Origin of the sequence: Nonomuraea sp. NPDC049784, assembly GCF_040659615.1 — a bacterium.
Classification (GTDB): Bacteria; Actinomycetota; Actinomycetes; order Streptosporangiales; family Streptosporangiaceae; genus Nonomuraea.
In genome coordinates, this window is record NZ_JBFAMX010000840.1 from 1 (window position 1) to 3,552 (window position 3,552).

General features: G+C 66.7%; 4 protein-coding genes. 3 read left to right on the forward strand and 1 reads right to left on the reverse strand.

The features are described from left to right. The coding region (locus AB0J09_RS59525; protein ID WP_360712406.1) for an endo-1,4-beta-xylanase at positions 1-1,310 on the forward strand (1,310 nt) is incomplete at its 5' end. Positions 1,311-1,471: 161 nt separating this feature from the next. Here AB0J09_RS59525 and AB0J09_RS59530 read toward each other — a convergent pair. Next, positions 1,472-1,696: a hypothetical protein gene (locus tag AB0J09_RS59530; protein ID WP_360712409.1), complete on the reverse strand. Its 225-nt coding sequence runs from the start codon at positions 1,694-1,696 to the stop codon at positions 1,472-1,474. Positions 1,697-2,288: 592 nt separating this feature from the next. On the opposite strand from AB0J09_RS59530, the gene AB0J09_RS59535 reads away from it, so the two are divergent. Both AB0J09_RS59535 and AB0J09_RS59540 read left to right on the forward strand, forming a co-directional pair. Next, on the forward strand, positions 2,289-3,152 hold the full coding sequence (locus AB0J09_RS59535) for a beta-L-arabinofuranosidase domain-containing protein (RefSeq protein ID WP_360712412.1): 864 nt from the start codon (positions 2,289-2,291) through the stop codon (positions 3,150-3,152). Positions 3,153-3,157: 5 nt separating this feature from the next. After that, positions 3,158-3,552, forward strand: a 395-nt coding sequence (locus AB0J09_RS59540) for an RICIN domain-containing protein (RefSeq protein ID WP_360712415.1), incomplete at its 3' end; no start/stop codon positions are given.

Here is a 3,552-nt window from a genome sequence, read left to right on the forward strand (position 1 = left end):
CGGCGGCCGCGCAGAGCGGGCGGTACTTCGGCACCGCCATCGCCGCGGGCAAGCTCGGCGACTCGGCGTACACCACGATCGCCAACCGCGAGTTCAACATGGTGACGGCCGAGAACGAGATGAAGATCGACGCCACCGAGCCGAACCGGGGTCAGTTCACCTTCACCAACGCCGACCGCATCTACAACTGGGCCGTCCAGAACGGCAAGCAGGTCCGCGGCCACACCCTGGCCTGGCACTCCCAGCAGCCCGGCTGGATGCAGTCCCTGTCCGGCAGCACCCTGCGCCAGGCGATGATCGACCACATCAACGGCGTCATGGCCCACTACAAGGGCAAGCTCTACGCCTGGGACGTGGTCAACGAGGCCTTCGCCGACGGCAACTCCGGCGGCCGGCGCGACTCCAACCTCCAGCGGACCGGCAACGACTGGATCGAGGTCGCCTTCCGCACCGCACGCAACGCCGACCCTGCCGCCAAGCTCTGCTACAACGACTACAACATCGAGAACTGGACCTGGGCCAAGACCCAGGGCGTCTACAACATGGTCCGCGACTTCAAACAGCGGGGCGTGCCCATCGACTGTGTCGGCTTCCAGAGCCACTTCAACAGCGGCAGCCCGTACAACAGCAACTTCCGCACCACCCTGCAGAGCTTCGCCGCCCTCGGCGTCGACGTGCAAATCACCGAGCTGGACATCCAGGGCGCCTCGGCCGGCACCTACGCCGCCGTGACCAACGACTGCCTGGCCGTCCCCCGCTGCAACGGCATCACCACCTGGGGCGTGCGCGACAGCGACTCCTGGCGCTCCGGCGACACCCCGCTGCTGTTCGACGGCAACGGCAACAAGAAGGCCGCCTACACCGCGGTCCTCAACGCCCTCAACGGCGGCACCACGACGCCACCGCCCGGCGGCGACGTCGGCCAGATCAAGGGCGTGACCTCCGGCCGCTGCCTGGACGTCCCCAACTCCAGCACCACCGACGGCACCGCCGTCCAACTGTGGGACTGCAACGGCCAGACCAACCAGCAGTGGACGCAGACCTCAGCAGGAGAGCTGAAGGTCTACGGCAACAAGTGCCTGGACGCCGCGGGCACGGGCAACGGCGCCAAGATCCAGATCTACTCGTGCTGGGGCGGCGACAACCAGAAATGGCGCATCAACTCCGACGGCACCATCGTCGGGGTCCAGTCCGGGCTGTGCCTCGACGCCGTCGGCGCCGGCACCGGCAACGGCACCGGCCTGCAGCTCTACAGCTGCTGGGGCGGCAGCAACCAGAAGTGGTCCTACAACGCGGGCACCGCGTCGTAGGACCAGCACAACTCCACCTGCTGATCGTCCCGGAACAGGATGGCTCACCCTCCTTCGGCCCGCGCGGGGAGGCCGAGGGGAGGTGAGCCGCGCTGTTGCCCGGGGAGCGGGTGAGGTGCCACGACAGCAGGCCCGGGGCTTGCGATGGCCTGCTGGGGCGGTCACACGTCCATGACCGTCCATTGGTTGTTGGTGCTGTTGTTCGGCGTCCGCATGGCCAGGGTGGAGCCGGCGGTGCTGTTACCCATGCCGTCCAGAGCGGTGTTGCCCCAGCTGTCGATGACCATGCCGTTGACTCGGTTGACGATGCGGTACCAGCCGACGCCGAGGTCCACGAGCTGCCGCTGCGGGTTGGCACTGCCGTTGCCCTTACTGCGGCGCGTCAACCGCTCAGGGAAGAAACTTAATTAAGATCAATTACGCTGCCGGCCACGCCGGTAGCGCAGCCGTAGGCCGGCAGCATGTTGCCGATGAGCGGTGACTGAGCGCAGCGCCAGGCCCAAGGCGATCACCCGCACCTCGACTCCAGGTAGCAACTTAACTTGTGATCTGTCGCAACTTACCCTGTTGCCAACGCGTAACTTCTGTGAAACTTTCACATGCACGAGCAGTGCGGCGCGATCTCCTTGGAGGCAAATCTCCAGGCGGGAAGGCGTTCCGATATCAACGCCCAGGTCGGCGAGGGGCGCCCCTCATTGACGCCAGGCCCGACCGTCGGATGTACTCCGGGCCACACAGCTCTCTGCAGGATCGGATGTTAGCGCTAACAGGTTGCCCCTCTGCGATTCAGTAATGGAGCCCTGGATGTCCCCTCTCATTCCCCGCGACGGCACAGGAGCCATGACGGCCACGGTTCCGCTCACGAGCGAGGTGCTAGCGCTAACGCGTCGTCCGAGAGCGGCCTCTTCGAGGGTCTGACCCGGTGAACACGTGACCGGCGGACGCCGGTCACCGCCCCCCACCTCCAAGGAGCTCCGTATGTCCTTGAGCCGTCATCACCTCTTCCAAGCCACAGGCGCGACCGCCGCGCTCACGGTCGTCGGCCAGATAGCGGGCACAACCCCCGCTCTGGCCGCAGTCCCCTGGGCCAGATCCGACATCGGCGTCTCAGCCTACGAGTTCGACCTCGGCCAGGTCCGGCTGACCTCCGGTCGTTGGCTGGACAACCAGAACCCCACTCTTGACTACCTGCGCTTCGTCGATGTCGACCGGCTGTTGTACGTCTACCGGGTCAACCACCGGCTGTCCACCAACGGCGCGGCGGCCAACGGCGGCTGGGACGCGCCCGGCTTCCCGTTCCGGTCCCACGTGCAAGGCCACTTCCTGACGGCGTGGGCGCAGGCCTACGCCGTGCTCGGCGACACCACCTGCCGGGACAAGGCCCACTACATGGTGGCCGAACTGGCCAAATGCCAGGCGAACAACGGCGCCGCCGGATTCACCAGCGGCTACCTGTCCGGTTTCCCCGAGTCGGACATCACGGCCGTGGAGAACCGCACCCTGACCAACGGCAACGTGCCGTACTACTGCCTCCACAAGACCCTGGCCGGGCTGCTGGACGTCTGGCGGCTGATTGGCAACACCCAGGCCAGGACCGTGCTGCTGGCCCTGGCAGGGTGGGTGGACGCCCGCACGTCGCGACTCGGCTCAAGCCAGATGCAGGCCATGCTCGGCACCGAGTTCGGCGGCATGAACGCCGTACTGACGGACCTGTACCAGATGACCGGCGACTCCCGCTGGCGGGGCGGCCGGGTCCTCGGCCTCGACGGCACCTCGCAGGGCGCACAGGTCGTGCTCGCCGATGACAACGGCGCGAACAACAACCTCTGGAGGTTCCTGTGAGGCGCGTGCTCGCGGTTCTCTCGTCGCTGCTTCTCGTGGGCGTGTTCCTCACACCCCAGGCGTCGGCCGCGACGGTCGACACCAGCGCGTGGTACGTCCTGGTCAACCGCAACAGCGGCAAGGCCCTGGACGTCTACAACCTGTCCACCGCCGACGGCGGCCGCATCACCCAGTGGACCCGCAACAACGGCAACCAGCAGCAATGGCAGTTCGTCGACTCCGGCGGCGGCTACTACCGCATCAAGTCCCGCCACTCCGGCAAGGTGCTCGACGTCTACAACTTCTCCACCGCCAACGGCGGCGCGATCGTGCAATGGACCGACGGCAACGGCACCAACCAGCAATGGCGACTGGCCGACAGCTCGGACGGCTATGTGAGGTTCATCTCGCGCCACAGCAA

Coding starts and splice junctions, on each gene's coding strand:
- AB0J09_RS59535 (WP_360712412.1), top strand. CDS start 2,289: ATGTCCTTGAGCCGTCATCACCTCTTCCAAGCCACAGGCGCGACCGCC.